This is a genomic window from Kineococcus radiotolerans SRS30216 = ATCC BAA-149 (assembly GCF_000017305.1).
Taxonomy (GTDB): Bacteria; Actinomycetota; Actinomycetes; order Actinomycetales; family Kineococcaceae; genus Kineococcus; species Kineococcus radiotolerans.
This window is the reverse complement of record NC_009664.2, coordinates 121,191-145,591: the sequence shown is the minus strand read 5'-3', so window position 1 is coordinate 145,591 and position 24,401 is coordinate 121,191. Positions and strand designations below refer to the sequence as shown.

The window sequence follows — 24,401 nt, the reverse complement described above, 5'->3', positions numbered from 1 at the left end:
CACCTCCGTCGCGGCCCCGATCGCCCCACCGCCGCGGCTGCTCATGGGGCCGGGCCCCATCACCGTGGACCCCCGGGTCCTGCGCGCCATGTCCGCCCAGCTCGTCGGCCAGTACGACCCGGCCATGACCGCGTACATGAACGAGACCCAAGCCCTCTACCGCGCGGTCTTCCGCACCACCAACGCGGCGACCCTGCTCGTCGACGGCACCTCCCGCGCCGGCATCGAAGCCGCGCTGGTCTCGCTCATCGTCCCCGGCGACCGCGTCCTCGTCCCCGTCTTCGGCCGCTTCGGCCACCTGCTGCGCGAGATCGCCGAGCGCTGCGGCGCCGACGTCCACGTCCGCGAGGTTCCGTGGGGGCAGGTGTTCACCCTCGAGGCCCTCGAGGACGCGGTGCGCGAGGTGCAGCCGAAGCTCGTCGCGCTCGTCCAGGGCGACACCTCCACCACGATGAACCAGCCCCTGGAGGGCGTGGGCCGGATGTGTCACCGGCACGGCGCCCTGCTCTACGTCGACTGCACGGCATCCCTCGCCGGGAACCCGTTCGAGATGGACGCCTGGGAGGTCGACGTCGCCACCGCCGGGCTGCAGAAGTGCCTCGGCGGCCCTTCCGGCAGCGCCCCGATCTCGCTGTCCCCGCGCGCCGTGGCGGTGATCGAAGCGCGCCGCAGCGTCGAGGCGGGCCTGCGCGCCGACCCCGCCTCGGCGGAGGACACCGCCCCGGCGGGGCTGCGCATCCGCTCCAACTACTTCGACCTCGCGATGATCCTCGACTACTGGGGCGAGGAGCGCCTGAACCACCACACCGAGGCCACCACGATGCTGTACGGCGCTCGCGAGTGCGCGCGGCTGGTCCTGGAGGAGGGGCTGGACGCGACCGTCGCCCGCCACCGCCGGCACGGCGAGGCGATGCTGGCAGGGGTTCGCGGGCTGGGACTCGCGGTGTTCGGCGACGTGGAGCACAAGATGCACAACGTCGTGGCCGTCGAGATCCCCTCCGGGATCGACGGGGACGCCGTGCGCGCCGAACTCCTGCACGACTACGGCATCGAGATCGGAACCAGTTTCGGGCCCCTGGCCGGACGGGTCTGGCGCATCGGGACGATGGGGTACAACGCCCGCAAGGACGCCGTCCTGGTCACCCTCGCCGCCCTCGAGCAGGTCCTGCGCCGCCACGGCGCGCCCGTCGAAGCCGGAGCGGGAACCGCGGCGGCGCAGGAGGTCTACGCGTGAGCACCTCCGACGCCCGGCGCGACGCGCAGCGGGTCCTGGACCGGTGCGACGAGCTCGCCGCCGTCTCGGCGCTCGAGGGCGGCGTCGAGCGGGTCCACCTCTCGCCCGAGCACGCGAGGGCCAACGAGGTGGCGGCCCGGTGGATGGCCGGGGCCGGGATGCGCACCTGGCGCGACCAGGCCGGCAACCAGTGGGGCCGGCTGGAGGGGAACGCCCCCGGCCTGCCCGCGCTCGTGCTGGGTTCGCACCTGGACACCGTCACCGACGCCGGCCGCTACGACGGCGTCCTCGGGGTCCTCACCGCGATCGAGGTCGCCGGCCGCCTCGCCCCGCGCGCGGCGGAACTCCCGTTCGCGCTGGAGGTCGTCGCGTTCTCCGACGAGGAGGGCACCCGGTTCTCCACCGCCCTGATGGGCAGTTCCGCCGTCGCCGGCGCCTGGCGCGAGGAGTGGTGGGACCGCGCGGACGACGCCGGGACGACCGTGCGGGAAGCCGCCGCGGCGTTCGGCCTGGACCCCGCCCGGATCACCGAGGCCGCGCGGCGGCCCGAGGACCTCGTCGGCTACCTGGAGCTGCACATCGAGCAGGGCCCGCACCTGGAGGCCGCCGACCGTCCCCTCGGGGTGGTCACCTCCATCGCCGGGGCCCGCCGCTTCACCGGCCGCGTCGTCGGCGAGGCCCGCCACGCCGGCGGCACCCCCTACCCGAAGCGGCGCGACGCCCTCGTGGGCGCCTCCGAGGTGGTGCTGGCCGTCGAACGCCTCGCCGTCGAACGCGGCGGGATCGCCACCGTCGGCCGCCTCCAGGCCCACCCCGGGGGCGTGAACGTCGTCCCCGGTCTCGTGGAGTTCTCCCTCGACGTCCGCGCCGAGCACGACGGGGAGCGCGACGCGCTGGTCGAGGCGATCGCGGCGGACGCCCGACGGCTCTGCACCGCCCGCGGGCTCGGGTTCGAGCTGGCCGAGACCCACCGCGCCGCCGGGGTCTACTGCGACGCGGACCTGACGGCGTCGGTGGTGGCCGGGATCGCCGCCACCGGTGACGCCGATCCGCTGCGGATCTGGTCGCGGGCCGGGCACGACGCGATGGCCGTCGCCGCCATCACCCCGGTCGCCATGGTCTTCGTGCGCTGCGCGGACGGCATCAGCCACGCCCCCGCCGAGAGCGTGACGCTGTCCGACGTCGCCACCGGCCTCGACGCGCTCGAGGCGGCCGTCCTCGACGTCGCCACCCGCCGCGCCGCCACCCACCGCCCGTGACCGCCCCCGAGACCTCCCCCGGCCGCGGCGTGCGCGAGCGCGTCGACGCGGCGTGGCCGCGCCTCACCCCCGCCGAGCGGCAGGTCGCCCGGTTCGTGCTCGAACGCGCCGACGACCTCGCCGGCTACAGCGGGGCGGAGCTGGCCGAGGCGTCCGGGGCGTCGAAGGCCACGGTCAGCCGGTTCTTCCGCCGGCTCGGTTTCACCTCCTACGCCCAGGCCCGGACCGGCGCCCGCTCACCGCGCGCCCGCGGCGTCCCCACCGGGGGACTGCCCGACAGCGGCGGGGAACCGGTCGCGGTCCACCTCGCCCACGACGTCGAGAACCTCACCCGCACCGCGTCGGCCCTGGCCGCCGCCGACCTCGACGCCGTGACCACCGCCCTCGCGCGGGCCCGGCGGGTCCTCGTCCTCGGCTGGCGCAACAGCTACCCCGTCGCGCTGCACCTGCGCGAGCAGCTGGTGCAGGCCCGGCCCGACGTGGCGGTGGGCCCCCTGCCGGGGCAGACCGTCGCCGAGGAGCTCGCCGGGCTCGACGAGCGCGACGTCCTCGTCGTCGTGGGCTTCCGCCGCCGGACCCCGACGGTGTCGGCGGCGGTGAGGCTCGCCGCCGACCTCGGCGTCCCCTGCGTCCTGCTCACCGACCCCGCCGCTGCTCCGCCGCCGGTGCCGGTGGCCCACCGCCTCGTCGTCCCCGTGGAGGGTCCCGGAGCCTTCGACAGCTACGCCGCGGTCATGATGACCGTGGCGGTCCTGGCCGAGGGCGTCCTCGCCTCGCGCAGCGGACCCGGTCAGGACCGGACGCGGGCGGTGGCGGCGGCGCACGACGCGCTGAGGGAGCTCGAACGGCACTGAGGTGCGCCCACCACGATCCCCTCGGCGGCACCGATCGACACCGGCCGACCGGCACCACCCGCGCTCACCCCCGAGCCGACAGGGAAGAGGACACGTGCACGACGACGGCGACGACGGCGACGAAGGCGGCCTGCTGGCCGCGGCGGCGCGGTACGAGCGGGCCCTGCGCGAGGACGACCTCGACGCGCTGGACGCCCTCTTCGCCCCCGGACCGCGGACCGTCCGCGCCGAAGGGGGGACGGCGCTGGTCGGGCACGACCAGATCTCCGCGTTCCGGCGAGGTCGCGGTGGGGCTCCGACGCGGTGGCTCCGGCGGGTGCACCTGCGGGCCGTCTCCGCCGACGACGCGTTCACCGTCTCCGAGACCGAGCGCCTCGACGGTGGACGCGGCCTGCAGACCCAGTTCTGGCACCGCGGGCCCCACGGCTGGCGGATCACCGCCGCGCACGTCTCCAGCGCCCCGCCGGCCGGACCGGCCCGGCAGCCCGCCGGGGAGAGCGCCGCGGCGAGCGCCGCGCCCGCTGACGCCACCACCTGGCGCACCCCAGACAGCGCCACCGCCCTGCCCGCCGGGGCCGGGACGGGGCCGCTGACGGGGATCCGCGTCGCGGTCAAGGACCTCGTCGCCGTCGCCGGGCAGCGCACCGGCGGCGGGGTGCCGCGGTGGCTGGAGCAGGCGCGCACCGAGCCGGTGAACGCCCCGGCGCTGCAGGCGCTGCTGGACGCCGGCGCCGGGATCGCCGGGATCGCTCAGACCGACGAACTGGCCTTCTCCCTCCTGGGCGTCAACGCCCACCACGGCGTCCCGCCCAACCCGGCCGCCCCCGGCCGGGTGCCCGGCGGATCGTCCTCCGGTTGCGCCGCAGCGGTCGCCTCCGGAACCGCCGACCTGGGCCTGGGGACCGACACGGCGGGTTCGCTGCGCGTACCCGGCTCCTTCAGCGGGCTCTACGCCTGGCGCCCGACCCACGGCGCCGTGGACGCCGCCGGGGTTCTGCCCCTGGCCCCGACCTTCGACACCGTCGGCCTGCTCGCCCGGGACGCCGGGGTGCTCGCCGTCGCCGCCGCGGCGCTGCTGACGGGCCCGACGCACCCGCCCGCCCGGCCCCGTGCCCTGCTGCGCAGCCGCACCCTGTTCCAGGTGGCCGAGCCCGCCACCGCGCTGGCGGTGGAGGCGGCCCTGCGGGCGCTGGCCGTGCAGACGGGCCTGCCCCTGCGCGACGTCGACGACGTCGGCGTGGACTTCACCGGCGAGGAGGTCACCGCCTGGACGACCGCCTTCCGGACGGTCCAGGCGGCTGAGGCGTGGGCCAGCCACGGCGCGTTCATCACCGCCAACCCCGGCGCCCTCTCCCCGGCGGTGGAGGCACGGTTCCGGGCGGGGGAGGGCGTCGGAGCGGAAACCCTGAACGCCGCGCGGACCACGATCGAGGCGACCCGCGCGCGCCTGACCGCGGTTCTCCGCGGTGGGTGGCTGTGCCTGCCGAGCACCGCCACCCCGGCGCCGCGGATCGAGGCGACCCCCGACCGGTTCGAGGCCGTGCGCGCCGGGACGCTGCCGCTGACAACCCTCGCTTCCCAGACCGGGGTCCCCGCCCTGAACCTGCCGTGGGGACGGGTCGGGGACCTGCCCGTCGGCCTGTGCGTCCTGGCCCCGCACGGCCAGGACCGGTCCCTGCTGGCGCTGCTCGCCGAGGTGGCGCCGCACCCGCGCACCGCAGCCCGACTCCCGTGAGCGCCCACCACCGCGGTTCCCCCGCGTAGCCGTTCCCCGCCTCGTGGTGCTCCGTCACCTCGGCACGCGGGATCGGGCCCGAACCGGCTGCCCGCCGACGTCGGTCGAAACTGCGCCCGCGGGGGCCGACCTCAGAGGCCGAGGCGGTCGGCGAGCGCCTCGATCGTGGCGTCGGCGAAGGCGTCGGCCGGGTCGAAGGTGTTCGCCAGCTGGCCGAACAGCTCGCTGCTCACCAGCCCCAGCAGGGCCGTCCAGCACTGGGCCGCGGTGACGATGAGGGCGGGGGGCACCTCGCCGGCCCCCGCCGCGGCGACACGGGCCGCGCCCTCGGCCACCTGCGGCGCCAGGCGCGGGGAGTCCGCGGGAGCGTCCATCCCCGCCAGCACCGACAGCAGGGCCAGCGGGACCCGCGCGCCGGCCGCCGTGGTCCGCTCGTCGCCCCGGTAACCGGGCACGGGCGAGCCGTGGATGAGGGCGTACTCGTGGGGGTGCTCCAGGGCCCAGGCCCGGAACGCCCGGCAGGCGGCGGTGAAGCGGGTGCGGCGCGATGCCCCGCGCCGGGGACCGACCGTGGCCTCGACCGCATCGGCGACGTCGTCGTAGGCCTCCACGATCAGCGCCGTCAGCAGTTCGTCGCGCGTGGCGAAGTATCGGTAGAGGGCGGAGGAGGCCAGGCCCAGCTCGCGGGCCACGGCGCGCACCGACAGCGCGGCCGCGCCGGACGTGGCGAGCTGGCGCCGGGCGGCGGCCAGGATGTCGGCGGTGAGCTCGCGACGGGCGCGCTCGCGGGCGGTCGGGACGGCAGGCACGCCCTGATCCTCTCACGGCCCAGAGCGACGCTCTCTTTCGAGAGCACCGCTCTTGTCAGGGTGCGCCGGTGGGTGCACACTGGACCGCATGACGAGATCAGTGCTCTCTTACCAGACCACCGCTCGCAACCCCGTCCCGCGCTACGTCGCGCCGGACCTGCTCACCCGACGCGTGCTCAACCCCCTGGTGGCCGCCGCGACACGTCTGGGACTGCCGTTGGCCGGCTCCCGCGTCCTCGCCGTGCGCGGACGCAGCAGCGGGCAGTGGCGCACGACTCCGGTGAACCCCCTCACGATCGACGGGGTGCGCTACCTCGTGGCCCCTCGCGGCGACACGCAGTGGGTGCGCAACCTGCGTGCCGCGGGCGCGGGGGAGCTGCGCTGGGGCCGGCGCTCGCAGGCCTTCACCGCGGTGGAGGTGCCCGAGGCGGACAAGCCGCCGCTGCTGCGGGAGTACCTGCGCCGCTGGGCGTGGGAGGTGGGGATGTTCTTCGACGGGGTCGGTGCCGACGCGAGCGACGCGCGACTCCTGGCCGCCGGGCCCAAGCACCCGGTGTTCCGGATCACGACCACCCCCACTGCGCCCTGAGGTTTCCCCGGAGAGGCGAGTGGCGGGTGACGGCGCCGGCGGTCGCCGCGAACGCGGTCCGCACGGTCGCTCCCGGTCGTGGTGGGCGACCTCGGGGGCGCCCCGTCGGCCGTCGCCCGAGGTGGGGCGGGGTGAGCTCGGGTCGGCGCGCCTGCTACTTCGACTCGACCTCGGCCAGGGGCTGCTTGGCGTTGCCGAGGGCGTCGACGGCGTTCTGCCAGGCGGGGTCGCCGGCGAAGAGGCGGCTGCGCAGGTACGCCCAGACGAGGGCCCGCAGGGTGGCGACCCGTTCGGGGTTCTCGTCCGACGTCTCGCCCGCGTCGTAGCCGGAGACGCCCCCGTAGATGTGCTCCGCTCCGAAGAAGGTCAGGAGGGTCTTGCCGGGCCCCGGGCTGAGGGTGAACGCGTCGGAGCGGTAGCTGATCCGCTCGGAGAAGAACGGGTTGAGGTCCGCGTCGCCGGCGATGACGAGACCCGTGCCCGTCATGGTGCTGAAGTCCAGGTGCTGCAGGATCGGGTAGTTCTCGCGCGCCCAGTCCGCGAGGTCGTGGCCCGCGCCGGGAGCGCCGATGACGACGCCGGCCTTGATGCGGGGGTCGGAGAGGTTCTTGGCGCGTCGGTCGGCAGGGTCCTGGACCTGCATGCCCAGCAGGGAGGCCACGGTCATGCCTCCCAGGGAGTGGCCGACGGCGGCGACCCGTCCGGCGTCGAGCCCGCGGGCGGCGAGACCGGGGACCTGGTCCTGGATGTCGCCGAGGTGGTCGAGGACGTGGCTCATGTCGCTCGCCCGGTCGTGCCAGAAGAGCGGCGCGTCCGGGAGGTCGGTGTCGCGCAGGCCGAGCTCGTTGGCGTCGAGGTGCGTGGGCTGGATGACGGCGAAACCGTGGGCGGCCCAGAACTCGACCAGCGGGGCGTAACCCTTCATGGAGGCCAGGAAGTTCGACGCGCCGTGACCGTGGGAGAGGAGGATGACCGGCAGGTCGGTGCCGGTGGCGGGCACGGAGACCTTGACCTGCAGGGGGACGGGGCGGCCCGGGGCGTCGACCGTGACCGGGTGGTAGGTCATGACCGGCTGCGGTTCGTCGACGGGGATCTCGCCTGCGTCGGTGTACGGCTTGCTCATGGTGAGTCCTCCGGTCTGCTGAGGCGCCGTCCCGCGGGTGTCGGTGTCGGCGCCAGGCTAACGTTAGTAGCCATATCCGTAGGCTATTTATCGTAGCCAGGAGGTGTCAACCCTTTTCCGGTGGTCTCCTCCGCCGCTCGCACGCGGCCGCCCCGCACCGGCGCGCGCATCCCCGAGGAGTCCCACTCGGGGAATCCCGGCAAGGTCGGTGGGAGTGCTCGCGCGTGCCCCGTGAGAGCGGGTTCCTGCGGCGCTGTAGCGGCACGCTCCGGCCGCGGACGTGGACCTCCGCGGCGCTGCGGTGTCGCCGGCCCGTCGTCCGTCGACGTGCCGCTCCCGGGCTCCGCGTGGCGGCCTTCGACGCGGGTGCGTGCGGTGGCCGGTTCACGCCGAGGACAGCCCGTCGCGCACGTGCTGTCCCTCGTGACGACCCACGGGCGACGAGCACCCGTCCGCCGCGCCGGTGGGTGCGGGCTACGCCCCGCGCGACGGGTCGGACAGTTCGCGGAGGCCGCGGTCGATGAAGGCGATCAGCCAGCGGAAGCTGGCGTCGATCTCGTCCTCGGTGTGCAGGTCTCCCGCCGGCTCGATCAGGGAGAACCCGTCCAGGAAGCTGCGGAGCATCTGCAGGGCGTGCCGGCTGTCCTCCTCCTGGATCTCGTACCCGCTCAGGATGGCCGAGTGGGATTCGATGACCCGCAGCCACGCGAGGTGGAGCGGATCCTCGAGATCGGTCGCCGTGGTGTAGAGGGTCGCCGCGAAGCGGCCGGGGAAGTTCCGGGCGTACTGCCGTGTCGCGTGGGCGGCGGCTTCGAGCGCCTGGCGCTCCGACTTGCCCTGCAGGGCGTCGCGCAGAGCGTCGCCGATCTCGGTGACCGCCAGCACCGCGATGCGGCGACTCAAGTCCGCCTGCCCCGCCACGTGCTTGTACAGGGACGGCGCCCGCACCCCGAGCCTGTCCGCGACCAGCCCCATCGTGAGACCGGCGTAACCGACGTCGTCGACGACCTCGGCGGCTGCGCGGGTGACGGTGGCGGCGTCGAGACCGGCTCTAGGCACCGTGGGCCCGGGTTCCGTGCCCCGGCGCGGCGGGGTGCGTGTCCTGCGAGGAACTCATGATCGGAACCAGTCGTCTCGTGGGCGGCCAGCCGCGCCCGATGACGGGCACCTGGATTAGCCACAAGGTAACATGATTAGCCGGAGCTGCGCAGGGCGGGCTCAGGCACCCTGAGACGGCTCCTCTCCGACGGGGGTGTGGCACCGCGCCGAGGTCCCCGGACGCCGTGGGTGGCCGACCCGCGGAGGACGTGGCGGGCGGGGACGCCCGGACCACCCGCCGGCGCAGCCCGTGGCGCGCGGGCGCCTCCTCCTGCGGGGCCACCGCCGCCCGTCGACCCCGGCCTCGTCGGTCCGGTCCTGGCGTCGCGTCCTGCCGTCCTGCCCACCCGGCACGGGTGACAGGATGCGGTGCAGGACGGGCGCGAGGAGGCGTGGGCAGTGCTACCAGATCGTGACCTGCTGCTCGGGGTGGACATCGGCACCGGGAGCAGCAAGGGCGTCCTGACGACGCTGGACGGCCGGGTCCTGGCGCGCGCCTCGCGTCGGCACCGCACCGACAACCCTCGTCCCGGTCGCGTCGAGCACGACGCCGACGCGGTGTGGTGGGACGACTTCCGCGCGATCTCGCGAGAACTCACCGCCCGTGCCGCGGACCCCGACGACGTCGCGGTGGGCCGCGTCGCCGCGGTCTGCGCCAGCGGGATCGGTCCCACGGTCCTGCTCGCCGACGAGCACGGTCGTCCGCTGCGCCCGGCGATCCTGTACGGGGTCGACACCCGCTCCGTGGTCGAGGCCGCCGAACTGGAGGAACGTTACGGAGCGCACGACCTGCTGCGCCGCTGCGGTTCCCGCATGTCGACGCAGGCCGCCGGCGGCAAGCTCGAGTGGCTGCGCCGGCACGAGCCGGACGTCCTCGCCCGGGCGCGCTTCTTCTTCATGACGAACTCCTACCTCGTGTTCCGGCTCACCGGCGAGTACGTGCTGGACCGGCACTCCGCCAGCCAGAGCACCCCGTTGTACGACCGCCACGAGATGGCCTGGATCGAGGACCGCTGCGCCCGCATCGCGCCGGGGGTGCCGATGCCCCGGCTGGTCTGGCCCTCGGAACGGGTCGGGACGGTCACCCCCGAGGCGTCGGCCGCGACCGGCATCCCCGTCGGGACGCCCGTCGCGGCCGGGACGTGCGACGCGTGGGCCGAGGCGGAGAGCGTCGACGTCGGCCGCCCCGGTGACCTGATGGTCATGTACGGGTCGACGACCTTCTTCGTCGCCGTGACCGACGGCCCGCGGTTCCACCCCTCGCTCTGGGGGACGGCCGGGGTACGTCCGGGGCAGAGCACGCTCGCGGCGGGCATGGCGAGCTCGGGCAGCGCCGTGGAGTGGTGGCGCGAGACCATCGGCGCCCCCGACGTGGGTGAACTCGTCGCCGAGGCCGCTGCCGTTCCCCCGGGTGCGCACGGGCTGGTGGCCCTGCCGTACTTCGCGGGGGAGCGGACGCCGTTCGCCGACGCCGAGGCACGGGGAGCGTTGCTGGGCCTCACGTTGCGCACCACCCGCGGCGAGGTCGACCGCGCCCTGCTGGAGGCGACGGCCTTCGGCGTGCGGCACAACCTCGACGAGATGCGGGCCGCGGGGGTCGACATCCGCCGGGTGGTCGCGGTCGGGGGCGGAACCGGGTCGCCGCTGTGGCCGCAGATCGTCACCGACGTCACCGGGTTGCGGCAGGACCTGCCGGCCGAGCGCATCGGGGCCTCGCTGGGGGACGCGAAGTTCGCCGCGGTGGCCCTCGGCGCGGTGGACGTGGACGCGGTCTGGAACCGGGTGGAGTCCACCACGGAACCCGATCCGGCAGCGGCGGAGATCTACGCCGGGTTGTACCCCGCCTACCGGGCGCTGCACGAGGCGACCGCGGAGCTGCAGCACCAGCTGTCCGCGCTGGAGCGCCGCACCCGGGTCTGACGTGCCCGGAGCCCTCGACGGGGCGCCCGGTGGACGGGGGACCGGGGAGGCGGGCAGGTCGTCGGCGCGCTGGAGGTCCTCTCGGCCCGCTCCGACCCCTTGGCGCAGCGGACCGCGGCCGCTCGACGGTCTGGAACCGGCCGTCAGGCGACGGAGAACCCGCCGTCGATCTTCAGGTCCACCCCGTTCACCATGGCCGAGGCGTCAGCGGCCAGGAACAGCACGGCGTGACTGACGTCGGCGGGTCGGGCGAAGTGCCCCAGCGGGATCCGTGCCACCAACGGCGCCGCCTTCGCCTCCTCGCCCCACACCCGCTGACCCATCTCCGTCATGACCACCGTGGGGCTCACGCAGTTCGCGCGGACACCGGAGGGACCCAGTTCGAGGGCGAGCACCTTCGTCGCCATGATCAGCGCGGCCTTGCTCGCGCAGTAGGAGAAGTGCTCGGCCAGCGCCAGCGAACCGGCGACGGAGGACACGTTGACGATGCTGCCCCGCCCCGCCTGCGCCATCGCCCGCCCGATCCGCGAACCCAGCAGCGCCGGGGCTCGCAGGTTCACCGCCAGCACCAGGTCCCACGTCGTGGCGTCGACGTCCACCACGCGCTGGGGCACCGAGATCCCGGCGTTGTTGACCAGGACGTCGAGCCCGTCGAACGCAGCCAGCGCCGAGGCCGCCAGGGCCTCGGTCTCGGCGGCGTCGGCGAGGTCGGCGGGCACGACCTCCACCCGGACCCCGTGGTCGGCCCGCACCGAACGGGCCAGGGCCGCCAGGCCCTCGCGGTCCCGGGCGGTGAGCACGAGGTCGCAGCCGGCGCCGGCCAGGGTGCGCGCGATGTCGGTGCCGATCCCCTGCGTCGCGCCGGTGACCAGCGCGCGGCGGCCGGTCAGGTCGAAGGGGTCCGCGATCGGGTCCGGGTTCACAGGTCGTCCTCCAGGGTCGAGAGCAGCGCGGTGGCCGTCGCGGGGTCGATGACGAGGTGGCTGAAGTGCCCACCGCGCGCGCCCGCGACGATGCTGGGGATCTTCTGGGCGCCGTAGGCGACGGCGATCCGGACCGGGACCCGGCGCAGCACCTCCAGCGGGATCGCGATGAGGCGGTCGGCCCCCTCGTAGGAGACCTCCGTGCCCGTGGCGTCGTAGAAGCGCGAGGCCACGTCGCCGACGGCCGTGGCCAGCGGTGCCTGCTCCGTCGGGACGAAGCCGGGGATGGACTCCCGTTGCAGCGGGGGCGCGCCGATGCCCATCAGGGCGCACCGGGCGTCGCTCCACAGCTTCGTGAACCGCTGGAACTCCGCGTCCTCGGCGAGGCTGTGGCGCAGGCGGTGGCCCGGGAACGCCGGGGCGTAGAGGAACCTCGGTGTCCCGCCGACGCCGACCGCGATCCGCCGGGTGATCTCGTTCGTCTGGTACCAGGCCTCCGGCTCGTCCTGCCCGCCGACCATCGGGGCGACCAGGACGCCCGGCAGCCGCGGCAGCTCGCGCTGGGCGATCTCGTAGACGGTGCGACCCGACGACACCAGCAGCACGTCCCCCGGTTCCAGGCCCAGGCCCTCCAGGAGCGCGACGACGACGGGGGAGACGGCCTCGGCGACGTGCGCGGCCCCCGTGCTCGGGCACAGCGACACCTGCTGCAGGCCCAGGGCAGCGCGCACCCGGTCGGCCAGGTCGCCCGGGCTGTCGACCGGCAGGGGGGGCACCTCGATGCGGACCAGGCCGCGCTCGCGGGCCTCGCGCAACAGGCGGCTGACGGTGGCGCGGGAGGTGCCGATGCGCTCGGCGATCTCCGCCTGGGTGGCGTCCTGCAGGTAGTAGAGGGTCGCCGCGGTGTGCGCCAGCGCCAGCGGGAACCGCTCGGGGTTGACCACCTGCACTCCTTTCGCGCGTGCCGCTGCGGGCCGCGCGGCTCCATCGCCGGGTCGGTCACCAGATCGTTGCACGCATGTGCTGGACAAGTGTGCCGCACAGGTCCTAGCGTTCGGAAGACCACGGAAGAGGGTCACCGGGAAGGCCGGTGGCCGTGGGCTCGGACGACTGCTCACCGACGAGGTCGTCGGTGAGCGCACCTCACACACTCTTCTGCGCCGGGCGCCGGCCCGACCGCGCTGCGAAGGAGCAGTCCATGGCAGAGACGCAGACCACAGGGAAGACCATGCAGGCCGTGATCGTCCACGGCCCGCACGACTACCGGCTCGAGGAGGTACCCGTGCCCGTGGCGGGTCCGGGCGAGGCGCTGCTCAAGGTCGAGGCCGTGGGCATCTGCGCGAGCGACCTGAAGTGCTACCACGGCGCCGCGAAGTTCTGGGGCGACGAGAACCGGCCCGCCTGGGCCGAGACGGACACCGTCCCGGGTCACGAGTTCACCGGCCGCATCGCCGAGATCGACGAGGAGGCCTCCGAGCGCTGGGGCGTCGTCGTGGGCGATCGCATCGTCGCCGAGCAGATCGTGCCGTGCTGGAACTGCCGCTACTGCAACCGCGGTGACTACCACATGTGCCAGCCGCACGACATGTTCGGCTTCAAGCGCCGCACCCCCGGCGCCATGGCCGAGTACCTCGTCCTGCCGAAGGAGGCCCTGGTCCACAAGGCCCCCGACGACCTCCCGCCGTGGCAGGTCGCCTACGCCGAACCGCTGTCCTGCGCGCTCCACGCGGTGGAACGCGCCGACATCCGCTTCGGCGACACCGTCGTCGTCGCCGGCTGCGGGCCGATCGGCCTGGGGATGATCGCCGGTGCTGCGGCCAAGTTCCCCCAGCGCATCATCGCCCTGGACGCGTTGCCGCAGAAGCTGGAACTGGCCCGGAAGTGCGGCGCCGACGTCACGTTGAACATCACCGAGGTCGACGTCGTCGAGGAGGTGAAGAAGCTCACCGGAGGCTACGGCGCCGACGTCTACATCGAGGGCACCGGTCACCCGTCGGCGGTGGCGCAGGGCCTGAACCTGTTGCGAAAGCTGGGGACCTTCGTGGAGTACTCGGTCTTCAAGGACCCGGTGACGGTGGACTGGTCCATCATCTCCGACGACAAGGAGCTCAACGTCCTGGGGGCCCACCTGGGGCAGAACACCTGGCCGGCCGCGCTGCGGCTCATCGCCTCCGGGCGACTCCCGCTGGACGAGATCTGCTCGCACCAGCTGCCGCTGGCCCGGTTCCAGGAGGGCCTGGACCTCGTCGCCGACTCCGCCAACTCCGTCAAGGTCTCCCTCATCCCCTGACCGTTCGCACCCGGCACCCCACGACCAGTGGTCCTGGGGACGGCACCCCCTTCCCTCCCGAGCGATGGAGCGTCAGCCATGAACGAGTTCACCCGGTCCGAGAGCGGACTGCACGTCCCGAAGAAGAAGGTCACCCGCCGGTCGGTGCTGGCCGCGATGGGCGGCGCGGCCACCGTCCCGATGCTGTACGGGTGCGGGGTCGGCACCGGCGGAGGCGGTGGTGAGGAGGGCAGCGCCAACGGCGCGGGCGAGGTCACCGGGTCCTTCGACTGGAAGGCCCTCCAGGGCGAGAGCATCAAGATCCTGCAGACGCCGCACCCCTACCAGCAGGCGTTCCAGCCGCTGCTGAAGGAGTTCACCGAGCTCACCGGCATCGAGGTGCAGGCCGACCTCGTCGCCGAGGCCGACTACTTCACCAAGCTCAACACCGAGCTGGCCGGCAAGACCGGCGCCCACGACGTCTTCATGACCGGGGCCTACTTCATCTGGCAGTACGGTCCCCCCGGCTGGATGGAGGACCTCACTCCCTGGATCGAGAACTCCGCGGCCACCAACCCCGACTACGACTTCGAAGACATCTACGAGGGCCTGCGCACCTCCACGCGCTGGGACTTCGAGAAGGGCTCCGAGCTGGGCACCGGCGGGCAGTGGGCCATCCCGTGGGGCTTCGAGACGAACGTCGTCGCCTACAACAAGAAGGAGTTCGACGCTCGGGGCATCGCCCTGCCGGACACCTTCGACGACTTCATCCAGCTGGCGACCGACCTCACCGACCGCTCGCAGAACCGCTACGGCGTCGCCTTCCGCGGATCGAAGTCCTGGGCGACGATCCACCCGGGTTTCATGACCCAGTTCACCCGCGAAGGCGCGAAGGACTACACCGCCGAGGGCACCACCTACACCGCGGCCATGAACTCCGAGAAGGCTGTGGACTTCACGAAGAAGTGGGTCGACCTGGCCAGGAACGCGGGCCCCACGTCCTGGACCACCTACGACTACCCGCAGTGCACCGGGGACCTGGGCAACGGCAACGCCATGATGGTCTACGACGCCGACAGTGCGACCTACCCCAAGCAGAAGGCCGGCGCCAGTGCCCAGGCCGGGAACCTCGCCTGGTACCCGGGCCCCGCGGGACCCGACGGCAGCTACGCCACGAACCTGTGGACCTGGTCGCTGGCCATGAACGCGGCGTCGAAGAAGAAGCAGGCCGCCTGGATGTTCATCCAGTGGGCGACCGGCAAGGACGCGATGAACAAGGCCACCGCCTCCACGTTCGCCGACCCGGTCCGCGCCTCCGTCTTCGACGGCTCCTTCAAGCAGACCCTGGGTGGCTTCCCCGGCTACCTGGAGACCTTCGAGAAGGTCATCGACTCCACCAAGATCCAGTTCACCCCGCAGACGAAGTTCTTCGAGACGACCGAGGACTGGGCCGTCGCGCTGCAGGACATCTACTCCGGAGCGGACGCGAAGTCGCGCCTGGACGAACTCGCCGAGGCCAACACCACCAAGATCAACGCCTGACCCCCGGGTCGGAGCAAGGGAGGAGGAGCCGTGGCGACCACCGTCGGCGGCCGCACGCCCTCGAAGGAGACCGGGCGGGCGCCCGGGAACGTGCGCCGGGTGCCCGCGTGGCGGCGCAGGCTCCGCCCGTACCTGCTGTCGGTGCCGGCCGTCCTGCTGATCATCGGGATCCTGTACGCGTTCTTCTACGGCGTGTACTACACCGTGCTGGACTACGCGGCGACGAACCCGTCGCCGCAGTTCGTCGGCCTCGACAACTACCGCAGCGTCCTGGGCGACCAGCTCTTCTGGCGCAGCGCCGGGACGACACTGCTGTACGCCGTGGCGGCGACGGGTCTGGAGACGGTGCTGGGGGTGGCGATCGCTCTGCTCCTGAACCGCTCGACGCTCATCGGCAAGACGTTCGAACGGCTCCTCATCCTGCCCCTGATGATCGCCCCGGTCATCGCGGGGGTCATCTGGAAGCTCATGTTCAACCCGCAGTTCGGTGTCCTCAACCACGTGCTCGGGCTCGGGTCCACCTTCGACTGGTTGAGCAAGGACCGGGCGCTGGCGTCGACCATCCTCGTCGACGTGTGGATCTACACGCCGTTCGTGGCGATCCTCGTCCTGGCCGGCATCCGGTCCCTGCCCAAGGAGCCGTTCGAGGCCTCCGACGTCGACGGGGCGAGCTGGTTCTACATGTTCCGCCGCCTCATGCTGCCGATGATGTGGCCCTACATCCTGGTCGCGGTCATCTTCCGGTTCATGGACTGCCTGAAGGTCTTCGACGCCGTCTACGTCCTGACCGCCGGCGGCCCCGGGGTCACGACGACGACCCTGCAGATCGGCGCGTTCGAGGACTCCATCACCAACCTGAACTACTCCCGCGGCAGCACGTACATGTTCCTGCTGTGGATCATCGTGTTCATCACCGCGCGCTACCTCGTGAGCGTGCTCGGCAAGGCGCAGCGTCGTGCTGCGGGATCGGGGGCCTGACATGGCGATCACGTCGCGCTTCGCCCGGGAACTGACCCCCGGGCAGAAGCGGATCACCCCCGGCTCGGTGGTCGCCGACCTGGCCATCCTCGCCTGGTTCGTCTTCTCGCTCTTCCCGCTGCTCTGGATGGTCCTGCTGGCGCTGAAGAACGACGCTCAGCAGACCTCGACCTACTTCCAGTTCTCCCCGACGATGGCGAACTTCGGGACGGTCCTGTCCCAGCGCGGGGAGGACCTCACCAGCGTCGACTTCGGGCAGGCTCTGCTCACCAGCGTCCTGAACTGCGCGGGGGCCGTCCTGGTGTCCCTCGTCGTGGGCATCCCCGCCGCCTACGCGGCGGGGCGGTGGAAGTTCCGTGGGTCCGAGGACCTCATGTTCCAGATGCTGTCCTTCCGGTTCGCACCGGAACTGATGGTGATCGTCCCGCTGTTCGTCATCTACAACACCCTGGGCATCTTCGACACCAAGCTGGGCATGGTGTGGGTCCTGCAGCTGGTGACGATGCCGCTGGTGGTGTGGATCCTCCGGTCCTACTTCACCGACCTGGCTCCGGAGCTGGAACAGGCGGCGCTGCTGGACGGGTACACCCGCACCCGGGCGTTCCTCACCGTCGCCCTGCCGCTGGTCCGCCCCGGCATCGCGGCCGCCGCGCTGCTGGCGTTCATCTTCGCCTGGAACAACTACCTGTTCCCGCTCATCCTCACCGACTCCGCGGCCACGACGGTCACCGTCGCGGTCACCAAGTACCTCGGCGGCGGCGGCCAGGCCTACTACAACCTCACGGCAGCCGCGGCCCTCCTCGGCGCGCTGCCCCCGCTCGTCCTCGCACTCACCATCCAGCGCTACCTCGTGCGGGGCCTGTCGTTCGGGGCGGTGAAGGCCTGATGGCCACCGTGCGCATCGCGAACCTGTCCAAGACCTACGGGAACGGCAAGTCGGCCGTCGAGGCGCTGGTCGGGGTCGACCTGTCCATCGGCGACGGGGAGTTCTTCGTCGTCCTGGGTCCCTCCGGGGCGGGGAAGACGACCGTGCTCAAGAGCGTGGCCGGACTCGTCGACGTCGAGGCCGGCGACGTGGAGATCGCCGGCGTGTCGATGGAGGGGGTCGAGCCCTACCACCGCAACGTCGCCATGGCGTTCGAGAGCTACGCGCTCTACCCGCAGAAGACGGTGTTCGACAACCTCGCCTCCCCGTTGCGCTCCGGTCGCACGGGGCGCTACACCGCGCAGCAGCAGCAGCAGCGCATCGAGGCGGTCACCACGACTCTCGGGATCGACCACCTGCTCAAGCGGTTCCCGCGGGAGCTGTCCAACGGGCAGCGCCAGCGCGTCGCCCTCGGCCGGGTCCTGGTCCGTCCCGCGGACGTCTACCTGCTGGACGAGCCGCTGTCCCACCTGGACGCCAAGCTGCGCGCCCAGATGCGGGCCGAGCTGAAGCAGCTGGGGGACATGTCGAACACGACGTCCCTGTACGTCACGCACGACTACCAGGAGGCTCTGGCCCTGGGCAACCGCATCGCCGTGCTGCGCGCGGGGCGGGTGGTCCAGGTCGGGACCCCGGAGGAGATCTGGCGCCGGCCCGTCGACACGTTCGTCGCGAAGGCCCTCGGGCAGCCGGAGATCAACCTGTTCGACGTCACGGCCGGGCAGGGCGCGTTGCGCGGGGCGGGAGGGGACCTCAGCGTCCCGGTGCCCCGGCACCTGGACCTGCCCGAGGGCCGCGCCCGGATCGGCATCCGGCCCCGGGACCTGCAGCTCGGGCCGGGCGGTCCCGGGACGCTGTCCTTCCGGGGCCGGGTGTCGCTGGCCGAGCGTCTCGGCCGCCTGATGGAGTTCAGCGTCGACGTCGGCCCGCAGGGGGGTTCCGAGCGCGTCATCGTCGTCGCCGACTCCGACGCCGGGGCCCGCGAGGGCGACGTGGTCGACCTGCACCTGTCCCTGGAGAACGTCCACGTCTTCGCCCCCGCTGCGGGCGCGGAGGACTCGAGGCGGCTGGGGTCCGCGACGGAGGAGAGGGTCTCGTGGTGAGCGCGCTGGAGACGACCACCGCCAAGGCGCTGGTCCTGGAGGAGTTGCACAAGCGGTACGAGAGCCGGGGACGGGAGGCGTTCCACGCGGTCAAGGGCATCGACCTGCACATCGCCCCGGGCGAGCTCGTCGCCCTGCTCGGACCCTCCGGGTGCGGCAAGACGACGACCCTGCGGATGATCGCGGGGCTGGAGACCGTGACCTCCGGGGACATCCGCATCGGCGAGCGCTCGATCCCGCACCTGCCCCCCGGCAAGCGTGACGTCGGCGTCGGGTTCGAGAGCTACGCCCTCTACCCGCCCCTGGACGTCCGGGGGAACCTGTCCTACGGCCTCAAGGCCCGCGGGGTGAAGGACGCGGACGCCCGGGTGCGGGCCATCGCCGACCGGCTGGAGATGAGCGACCTCCTGGAGCTGCGGCCGGCGGGGCTGTCCAGCGGGCAGAAGCAGCGCGTCGCCCTCGCCCGCGCCCTGGTCCGCAACCCGCCCGTGCTGCTGCTGGACGAACCGCTGTCGCACCTGGACGCCGCCCAGCGCCAACGAGTGCGCCGGGAGCTGAAGGTCCTGCAGCGGGAGTTCGGGTACACCACGATCGTCGTCACCCACGACCAGCTCGAGGCGCTGAGCCTGGCCGACCGCCTGGCCGTCATGGACGGCGGCACCATCCAGCAGTTCGGGACCGCGGACGAGATCTTCGACGACCCCGCCAACCGCTTCGTCGCCGACTTCGTCGGTGAGCCGAAGATCAACCTCCTCGAGGGGACGGTCGAGCGGACCGGCACGGTGCGGGTCGGGCGCGACGGCGTGCTGCCGACGGCGTCACGGGCCGCCCCGGGAACGGCCGTCACGGTGGGCGTCCGCCCGCAGGACGCCCGGATCGCCCGGGAGGGCGAGACGTCGGTGCCCGGCGAGGTCCTGGTCTACGAGAACGTGCTGGAGTTCGGGTTGGCCACCGTGCGGGTCGAGGGGCTGGACTCCTCGGTCGTCGTCCAGACACCCGCGGACCTGCGCTACCAGCGCGGGGAATCCCTCCGCCTGACCGCACCCGCCGAACGCGTCTACCTCTTCGAACCCGAGGGCGGAGCCAGGCTGCGCTGACCTCGACGACGGTCCACGAGGGGTTCGTCGCGACGATCCGGTCGCGGCCGGGGTCGTCGCCCCGGCTCGGCCGGGACGGTCGACGCGGCAAGTGGGCGAGCGGCCCGGCCTGCGTGGCGCTGGCGCTGGCAGGGGGCCGCTCGCGGGCGTGCTGGGTCGAGATCAGACGCGGAAGCGGCCGACCGACTCCGCCAGCTCCGAGGACAGCGCACCGAGGTCGGTGGAGGCCTGCCGGGTCTGCTCAGCGGCGCGGGTGGTGGACGCGGCGCTGTCGGCGATGGTGGAGATGTTGCGGGCGATGTCCTCCGACGAGCCGGCCGCTTCGCTGACGTTGCCGTTCATCTCCGCCGTCGTCGCGGTCTGCTCCTCCACGGCCGAGGCGATCGTGGTCTGGTAGTCGCTGATGCGGGCGATGACCTCGCGGATCTGGGCGATGGAGCTCACCGCGTGGCCGGTGTCGGCCTGGATCGTGTCGACGCGGCGGGTGATGTCCTCGGTGGCGCGCGCGGTCTGCTGCGCGAGCTCCTTCACCTCACCGGCGACGACGGCGAAGCCCTTGCCCATCTCCCCGGCGCGCGCGGCCTCGATGGTGGCGTTGAGGGCCAGCAGGTTCGTCTGCTCGGCGATGGCGGTGATGGCCTTGACGACGTCGCCGATCTCGCGGGAGCTGTCCCCGAGCTTGCTGACCGTCTCGTCGGCGGCGGAGGCCATGTCCACGGCCTGCTCCGCGACCCGGGCCGCGTCGGCCGCGCTGACGCTGATCTCGCGGATGCTCGCGCCCATCTGCTCGCTGCCGGCGGCGAGGGTGGAGACGGTGCGCGAGACCTCCTCGGCCGCACCGGAGACGACGCCGGCCTGGGTGGCGGCGGCCTCGGCGCCACCGGCCAGCTCAGCGCTGGTGGAGGAGAGCTGGGTGCTGGAGCGCGCCAGCGCGGAGGACGTGCTGGTGAGGGAGGTGACGACCGAGCGCAGGTGGGTGGTCGCGCGCTGCAGGCTGGCGGCCATGCGCCCGATCTCGTCGCGGCTGTGGATCCCGGCGTCCTGGGTGAGGTCGCCCTCGGCGACGGCGTCCAGGACCTGCGCGACCCGGCGCAGGGGGGTGGTGATGCCGCGCACGACGACGGCGGCGATGGCCAGGGCGAGCAGCAGACCCAGGGTCAGGACGAGACCGACGACGAGGAGGGCGGAGGAGGCGCTGTCGGTGGCGGCCTCGGTGCGGGCCTTGGCGCGGGCCTCCTCGGCCTGGCCGGCGGCTTCGATGGCGTCGGCGCCGGCGGAGACGACGGGGAGGATCTGCTCGCGGTAGGTGATGGCCGCGCCGGCGACGTCGCCGGAGTCGGCCTGGGGGACGAGGGTGTCGTGGAAGAGGGTGTCGATCTGCTCCTGCGCCTCGCGCACGGCCTCCACCAGGGCGGGGTCGGCGGCGTCGGCGGCGTAGGCGTCGAGACCGGCGGTGAGGTCGGCGGACTTCTCGTCGAACTGCGTCAGCAGCTTCGCGCGGACCTCGGGGCCGGCGGCGGGGTACTCCACGACCCGGGCGCGGGCGGCCTGGTAACCCCGCTGGGCGGCGGAGAGGTCGACCAGCGGCTGCACGCTCTGGGAGTAGGTGGCGGCGGTGGCGTCGCGCAGGTCCATCAGGCGGGTCGTGGCGACCCCGCCGACGGCGAGGGCGACGAGGGCGCCCACCGCGACGCCGGCGCCGATGCGGGCCCCGACGGGGCGGTCGGAGATCCAGGACCGGGGGTGGCGGTTCTCGGGTGCTGCGGGCGCTGCGGGCATCGTCGCTCCTCCTCACGAGGCACGGACGTGCCCACGTGATCGATCGGCGCCTGCGCGGAGTACTTGAGCGGTGAGCGGTGACGTCCGACGGTTCTCCGGACGCGGGCCCTGAACCCGGTGGCGGTCCTGCCCCTCCCGCCGCGCCGCCTCGCGGATCCCCGAGGCCCGGGGTCGCGGGCCGGTGGGCGTCACGGGGACGCCCCTAGGCGGTGGCGGTGGTGTCGCGGCCCGCCTCCTTGCCGCGGTAGAGGGCGGCGTCGGCGCGGGCGAGGACGGTGGCGGCGCTGGCGCCGGGGGTCCACTGCGCCAGACCGGCCGTGGCGGTCTGGGCGTGGGGGACGACGGCGCGGATGCGGTCGGCGACGTCGCGGGCCTGCTCGAGGTCGCAGCCGGGCAGGGCGAGGGCGAACTCCTCCCCGCCCCAGCGGGCGATCGTGTCACCGGGGCGCAGTTGCGCACCGGCGGCGGCGGCGAACTCGCGCAGCAGGTCGTCGCCGATGAGGTGGCCGTAGGCGTCGTTGTAGGCCTTGAAGTGGTCCAGGTCGATCAACGCGAACGTCAGCGGGTCCCCGCTGCGCTCGGCACGACCGACCTCGCGGGCGGCGACCTCGTCCCAGTGCCGGCGGTTCCCGACCCCGGTGAGGGGGTCGCGCCGGGAGGCCTCGGTCAGCTGGGCGAGCAGGTCCGCGCGCTCCAGGGTGTGGGCGGCTTCGCGGGCCAGGGTGTGCAGCGCCCAGGCCAGCGTGGCGTCCAGGTCCTCGCGCCGGTGGCGCCAGACGATGCCCAGGACCCCGGTGCAGGTGCCTGCGCGCAGCAGGATCGGCTGCCAAGCCCCGGACACCGTTCCGAGGGTCTCGACGAGGGCGGGGTCGGCGTCGGGGTGGGCGGCGACGTCGGCGACGAACCGCTGCTTCCCGCTGCGGAAGGTGGCCAGCGGCAGCCCCCGCTCCCGGGTCAGGTCCAGGTCCAGGAGCGGGTCCCGGTGGGAGTCCGGGTCCGGGGCTCGATCTCCTCCGTCGGGGAAGCCGACGACGGCGGTGGAGACCAGGCGTCCGTGCCCGTCCGGTTGCAGGAGGTAGACCCCGTCGGCGTCGGTGAGCCGGCGCGCGGCGTGGCAGATCGCGGTGCGGGGGTCCTCGGCGGTGGCCAGGGCGCTGGAGGCGCGGGCCAGCTGGGTCAGCTGCTGGGCGCGGTGCTGCTGCTCAGCCATCAGCGACTGCGCCAGGGCGCGCTGGGCTTCGGCCTCGGCGGCGAGGTGGGCGTGGAGGACGGCGTCGCGGTGGCGTTCGAAGAGCGCGACCAGCACGGCGGCGAGGTCGCACAGGCGGGCCAGTCGCTCCTCGTCGAGGCGGCGGGGGACGAGGTCGGTGGCGCACAGGGTGCCCAGGGCGTGCCCGTCGGGGCTGAGCAGGGGGACGGAGGTGTAGGAGCGCAGCGCGCCGAGGCGCCCGTCGACCCAGGGGTGGTCGGCGTAGCGGGGGTCGCGGCTGAGGTCGGGGACGTGGACCGGCTCGCCGGCGCTGAAGTGGGTGGCGCACAGGGACTGGGTGCGGGGGATCGGTCGTGCCGGGGGCGCCGGCGGGGTCCCGGTGCTGCTGAGGGGGTGCTGGTGGTGCTCGTCGATGAGGTTGACGCTGGCGAAGGGGACGCCGGCGATGGCGGCGGCGAGGCGGGTGATGGCGTCGATCTCCGCGCCGCTGACGGGCCCGGCCGCCACCGCCGCCCCGCTCCCCGCGGTCGTCCCGGTCCCCGCGGGAGCCCCGGTCCGCACCGCCGACCTCGGCGCGGTCGGGTCCTCCGCGTCCTGCCCGGGGCTGCTCGGGAGGAGAGCGCTCGCAGGCTCGGAGCGGTGATCGAGCAGGTGGTAGCTGCGCAGGGCGGTCAAGCGCTGCGTCTCAGCCTCCTCGGCGCGATCCACCTGGTCACCCACCTGGTCAATGATCGACCACCGCGTCACCGGGCTGAGCTCCCGAGGCAGTCCTCCGGTCGGGTGAGCAGCCCGGGCGGCCGGGTCAGGACCGGTGGCCGGGGGGTGCGAGGTGGGCCAGGACGGCGGCGGCGGTGGCGTCGGGGTGGCTGAGGTGGGGGCAGTGCCCGGAGGCGTCCAGGCTCACCAGGGTGGCGTGGGGCAGGCGGGCGACGACGTCGCGGACGGCGGTGTCGGGGGCGAGGACGTCGTCGCGGCTCTGCAGGACGAGGACGGGGGTGCTCACCTCGGCGAGCAGGGCGCGGGAGTCGGTGCGGAAGGTGGCGCGGGCGAAGTCGCGGGCGGCGTCGGGGTGCAGTTGGCGGAAGGAGGCGGTGAGCTCCTCACCCAGCTCAGGACGGCTCGGGTTGCCCATGACCATGGGCGCGACGGTGGCGGTCCAGGAGAGGTAGTTGCTGTCGAGGGTGTCGAGCAGTTCGTCGATGTCCTCGGTGCTGAAACCGCCGTCGTAGCCGCTGGCGGGGTCGTCGGTGTAGCGGGCGGAGGGGACGAGCATGACGACCTGGCGGATGCGGTCGGGTGCGGCCAGCGCGACGCGGGCGGCGATCATGGCGCTGACGCTGTGCCCGACGAGGGTGACGTCGTGCAGGTCGAGCTCTTCGCACACCTCGACGAGGTCGGCGGCGTAGCCGTCGAGGGTGGAGTAGCGGGTGCGGTCGTAGGCGGTGGCGTCGAAACCGCCGGCACCGGCCTGGTCCAGCAGCACGACGCGGTGGTGGGGGGTGAGGGCGGGCAGGACCCGGTTCCAGGACGACTGGTCGGTGCCGAAGCCGTGCAGGAGGAGCAGCACGGGTCCCTGGGGGTGGCCCAGGACGTGGACGTCGTGGCGCTGCGCGGCGCTTCCCGGCGTCGTGGCGGTGGGGGTGCGCACAGCTGGTCCTCTCCGGGTTCCCGGTCTCGGGGCGAGGCCGGTCCGGACGTTCTCGGCACCGGCGCGTGGCCGCTTGAGTCCTTTGCTGACCCGGTCCCTGAACGGCTGCCCCGAGGTGCCGGCGACGCCGTCGTGTGCCCGGCTCAGCTGGCCAGCCCGACTGTCCGGGCCCAGCCGTCCCGGCCTCGCTGACCCGCCCGTCGCCGTGACGGATCGGCTGCTGCCGGTCTCAGCTCTCCCCGTCCGGTCCGTCACCACGGGCCGTCCGAGCTGGTCGGCGCCGGTGCCGGCTGCCGTCGGCGTCCG

20 protein-coding genes are annotated in these 24,401 nt (G+C 73.6%); 12 read left to right on the top strand and 8 right to left on the bottom strand.

The genetic code is table 11. The features are described from left to right. Positions 1–43: 43 nt before the first annotated feature. From KRAD_RS00695 to KRAD_RS00680, 4 genes are all read left to right on the top strand, one after another. On the top strand, positions 44–1,234 hold the full coding sequence (locus tag KRAD_RS00695) for a pyridoxal-phosphate-dependent aminotransferase family protein (protein WP_157873746.1): 1,191 nt from the start codon (positions 44–46) through the stop codon (positions 1,232–1,234). Further along, positions 1,231–2,493 carry an allantoate amidohydrolase gene (locus tag KRAD_RS00690; RefSeq protein WP_011981297.1) on the top strand — a complete coding sequence of 421 codons (1,263 nt, stop codon included), beginning with the start codon at positions 1,231–1,233 and terminating at the stop codon, positions 2,491–2,493. Before KRAD_RS00695 ends, KRAD_RS00690 begins: the two co-directional genes overlap by 4 nt. Then, a complete protein-coding gene (locus KRAD_RS00685; RefSeq protein ID WP_011981296.1) occupies positions 2,490–3,347 on the top strand; it encodes a MurR/RpiR family transcriptional regulator in 858 nt (285 codons plus the stop codon). Before KRAD_RS00690 ends, KRAD_RS00685 begins: the two co-directional genes overlap by 4 nt. 94 nt (positions 3,348–3,441) lie before the next feature. After that, a complete protein-coding gene (locus KRAD_RS00680; RefSeq protein ID WP_011981295.1) occupies positions 3,442–5,082 on the top strand; it encodes an AtzH-like domain-containing protein in 1,641 nt (546 codons plus the stop codon). A 131-nt stretch (positions 5,083–5,213) separates the two neighbouring features. Here KRAD_RS00680 and KRAD_RS00675 read toward each other — a convergent pair whose 3' ends face one another. Then, entirely contained in the window at positions 5,214–5,891 is a 678-nt protein-coding gene (locus KRAD_RS00675; protein WP_011981294.1) for a TetR/AcrR family transcriptional regulator, read from the bottom strand. A gap of 88 nt (positions 5,892–5,979) precedes the next feature. Here KRAD_RS00675 and KRAD_RS00670 point away from each other — a divergent pair, with 88 nt between their 5' ends. Further along, complete coding sequence (locus KRAD_RS00670; protein ID WP_011981293.1) at positions 5,980–6,480, top strand: nitroreductase family deazaflavin-dependent oxidoreductase; 501 nt, start codon at positions 5,980–5,982, stop codon at positions 6,478–6,480. A gap of 154 nt (positions 6,481–6,634) precedes the next feature. Here the strand turns inward: KRAD_RS00670 and KRAD_RS00665 are convergent, their stop codons facing one another. Together KRAD_RS00665 and KRAD_RS00660 are read right to left on the bottom strand one after the other, a co-directional pair. After that, positions 6,635–7,603, bottom strand: coding sequence for an alpha/beta hydrolase family protein (locus tag KRAD_RS00665; protein WP_011981292.1), 969 nt, complete (start codon positions 7,601–7,603; stop codon positions 6,635–6,637). A 474-nt stretch (positions 7,604–8,077) separates the two neighbouring features. Continuing rightward, positions 8,078–8,662 (bottom strand): TetR/AcrR family transcriptional regulator, encoded by a 585-nt coding sequence (locus KRAD_RS00660; RefSeq protein ID WP_011981291.1) that lies wholly within the window; start codon positions 8,660–8,662, stop codon positions 8,078–8,080. A 438-nt stretch (positions 8,663–9,100) separates the two neighbouring features. Here KRAD_RS00660 and KRAD_RS00655 point away from each other — a divergent pair, with 438 nt between their 5' ends. Continuing rightward, positions 9,101–10,621, top strand: a complete 1,521-nt coding sequence (locus KRAD_RS00655; RefSeq protein WP_011981290.1) for an FGGY-family carbohydrate kinase — start codon at positions 9,101–9,103, stop codon at positions 10,619–10,621. 143 nt (positions 10,622–10,764) lie between these two features. Here the strand turns inward: KRAD_RS00655 and KRAD_RS00650 are convergent, their stop codons facing one another. Further along, the gene (locus tag KRAD_RS00650) at positions 10,765–11,544 is read right to left on the bottom strand and encodes an SDR family NAD(P)-dependent oxidoreductase (RefSeq protein ID WP_011981289.1); all 780 of its coding nucleotides are present in this window, start codon (positions 11,542–11,544) and stop codon (positions 10,765–10,767) included. Further along, positions 11,541–12,488: a sugar-binding transcriptional regulator gene (locus tag KRAD_RS00645; protein WP_011981288.1), complete on the bottom strand. Its 948-nt coding sequence runs from the start codon at positions 12,486–12,488 to the stop codon at positions 11,541–11,543. The genes KRAD_RS00650 and KRAD_RS00645 overlap by 4 nt, the downstream gene beginning before the upstream one ends. 254 nt (positions 12,489–12,742) lie before the next feature. Between KRAD_RS00645 and KRAD_RS00640 the strand changes: the two genes are divergently transcribed. The 6 genes from KRAD_RS00640 (at position 12,743) to KRAD_RS00615 (ending at position 19,458) form a co-directional block, all read left to right on the top strand. After that, entirely contained in the window at positions 12,743–13,834 is a 1,092-nt protein-coding gene (locus KRAD_RS00640) for a zinc-binding dehydrogenase (protein ID WP_041291811.1), read from the top strand. A gap of 78 nt (positions 13,835–13,912) precedes the next feature. Further along, on the top strand, positions 13,913–15,355 hold the full coding sequence (locus KRAD_RS00635) for an extracellular solute-binding protein (RefSeq protein ID WP_011981286.1): 1,443 nt from the start codon (positions 13,913–13,915) through the stop codon (positions 15,353–15,355). Between the two features lie 99 nt (positions 15,356–15,454). Continuing rightward, on the top strand, positions 15,455–16,333 hold the full coding sequence (locus tag KRAD_RS00630) for a carbohydrate ABC transporter permease (protein ID WP_011981285.1): 879 nt from the start codon (positions 15,455–15,457) through the stop codon (positions 16,331–16,333). 1 nt (position 16,334) lies between these two features. Then, the gene (locus KRAD_RS00625) at positions 16,335–17,219 is read left to right on the top strand and encodes a carbohydrate ABC transporter permease (RefSeq protein ID WP_011981284.1); all 885 of its coding nucleotides are present in this window, start codon (positions 16,335–16,337) and stop codon (positions 17,217–17,219) included. Beyond that, positions 17,219–18,361: an ABC transporter ATP-binding protein gene (locus tag KRAD_RS00620; protein ID WP_011981283.1), complete on the top strand. Its 1,143-nt coding sequence runs from the start codon at positions 17,219–17,221 to the stop codon at positions 18,359–18,361. The genes KRAD_RS00625 and KRAD_RS00620 overlap by 1 nt, the downstream gene beginning before the upstream one ends. Further along, complete coding sequence (locus KRAD_RS00615) at positions 18,355–19,458, top strand: ABC transporter ATP-binding protein (RefSeq protein ID WP_011981282.1); 1,104 nt, start codon at positions 18,355–18,357, stop codon at positions 19,456–19,458. The genes KRAD_RS00620 and KRAD_RS00615 overlap by 7 nt, the downstream gene beginning before the upstream one ends. A 162-nt stretch (positions 19,459–19,620) precedes the next feature. Here the strand turns inward: KRAD_RS00615 and KRAD_RS27380 are convergent, their stop codons facing one another. From KRAD_RS27380 to KRAD_RS00600, 3 genes are all read right to left on the bottom strand, one after another. Next, complete coding sequence (locus KRAD_RS27380) at positions 19,621–21,237, bottom strand: methyl-accepting chemotaxis protein (RefSeq protein ID WP_011981281.1); 1,617 nt, start codon at positions 21,235–21,237, stop codon at positions 19,621–19,623. 202 nt (positions 21,238–21,439) lie between these two features. Beyond that, positions 21,440–23,167: a sensor domain-containing diguanylate cyclase gene (locus tag KRAD_RS00605; protein WP_157873418.1), complete on the bottom strand. Its 1,728-nt coding sequence runs from the start codon at positions 23,165–23,167 to the stop codon at positions 21,440–21,442. 82 nt (positions 23,168–23,249) lie between these two features. Further along, the gene (locus KRAD_RS00600) at positions 23,250–24,095 is read right to left on the bottom strand and encodes an alpha/beta fold hydrolase (protein ID WP_011981279.1); all 846 of its coding nucleotides are present in this window, start codon (positions 24,093–24,095) and stop codon (positions 23,250–23,252) included. Between the last annotated feature and the right edge of the window lie 306 nt (positions 24,096–24,401).